The organism is Pararhizobium sp. P1_E7, assembly GCF_056405855.1.
In genome coordinates, this window is the sequence record NZ_JBFUBH010000202.1 from 1 (window position 1) to 1,563 (window position 1,563).

Sequence of the window (1,563 nt, forward strand, 5' to 3'; positions counted from 1 at the left end):
ATGCCGGGAACACCCTCCCCGTTACGCACGAGTTCGACCCTTTCGGGGCGGACGGAAAGCCATAGCGGGCCAACGGTCGAAGTGCCGGCTGGAAGCCTCGCCCGGTATCTCCCCTCGAAACCGGTGAGAACGACGCTTGCCAGCCCTTGATCGGAGATCGCACTTGCCACTTCGAAGATGTTCGCCTCGCCGAGAAACTTGGCGATGTATCGCGAGGTCGGCGCCTCATAGACCGTCTCGGGGGAGCCGACTTGAAGTACACGGCCTGCCTGCATGATCGCAATTCGGGAAGACACGGTCATCGCCTCCTGCTGGTCGTGCGTCACGATGATGAATGTGAGGCCCAGTTCCTTCTGCAGTCGAACCAGTTCATCCTGAGTTTCGGCGCGCAGGTTCTTGTCGAGCGCGCCCAGTGGCTCGTCGAGCAATAGAACCTTGGGCCGCTTCACCAGCGCGCGGGCGAGAGCAGCGCGCTGGCGTTGGCCGCCGGAGAGCTGGGAGGGTTTCCTTTCCAGCAAAGTTCCAAGCTGAAGCTTCTCTGCGACATCGGACAACCGAACTGCGATCTCGGCCTTGGGCAAGCGTTCCTGGACAAGACCGAAGATGATATTCTTCGCCACGCTCAGATGCGGAAACAGTGCATAGGACTGAAACATCATATTGGTCGGCCGCTTCTCCGGGGGAAGCGCCGTGACATCGGCGCCGTCAAGAAGCACGCTACCGGCAGTCGGGTTCTCAAAACCGGCGATCATCCTGAGAAGCGTGGACTTACCACAGCCGGATGGCCCTAGAAGCGAGAAAAACTCCCCCCTGCCCACATCGAGCGATACGCCGCTCACGGCGATGAAGTTTCCGTAGGCCTTGCTCAGACCATCGACCGTCAGAAATGGCTTCTGCATGTCGCCCCTCACTCTCTTTTCTTTACTGGCCAGCCCGGAAGGTCGTCCAGATCCGTGTCCGTTCTCGGTTTTGGCGCGGCGGCAGGGACTTGTCGCTAAAGAGCTTCGCCTGCACTTCGGCGGGCGGATAGATGTTTGGATCCGTGGTAATGGCTTCGTCCACCAGCGGGGTCGCTGCGGCATTGGCATTTGCCAGGAAGACGGCGTTGCTGATGTCGGCGACGACCTTGGGTTCCAGGATGTAGTCGATGAATTGCAGCGCCTGATCCACATTGGCCGAATCCGCTGGAATGGCCATCGTGTCGAAGGACACGATCGTACCTTCCTTCGGAAGCGAGTAGCGGATCTCCTGACCGGTCTTCGCCTCTCCCGCGCGTGCAGCAGCAATGCCGGTATCACCGCTCCACATGATGGCGAGGCAGAGCTGCCCCGACGCCATGTCGGCAACCAGCTTCCCGCTCTGCATGTGGCGGATGTTGGGGCGCAAAGCCGTGAGCAGATCCTGCGCCTTTTGCAAGTCCTCCGGGTTGGCGGAGTACGGATTCAGACCGAGGTAGTTGAGCGCGATCGGAATGATTTCGTTTGGCGCGTCGACGATACCGATGCCGCAGTCCGCGAATTTCGCGGCAATCTTCGGGTCGAACACCATGGCGAGGCTATCAAC

Annotated in this window: 2 protein-coding genes; both read right to left on the minus strand. The window is 60.1% G+C overall.

Annotated elements, in window-relative coordinates; translation table 11 throughout:
• Positions 1–899: ABC transporter ATP-binding protein (locus AC1D17_RS28890; protein WP_477568624.1), on the minus strand; the 899-nt coding region annotated here is incomplete at its 3' end.
• A 22-nt stretch (positions 900–921) separates the two neighbouring features.
• A partial coding sequence (locus tag AC1D17_RS28895; RefSeq protein WP_477568625.1) for an extracellular solute-binding protein occupies positions 922–1,563 on the minus strand: 642 nt, incomplete at its 5' end.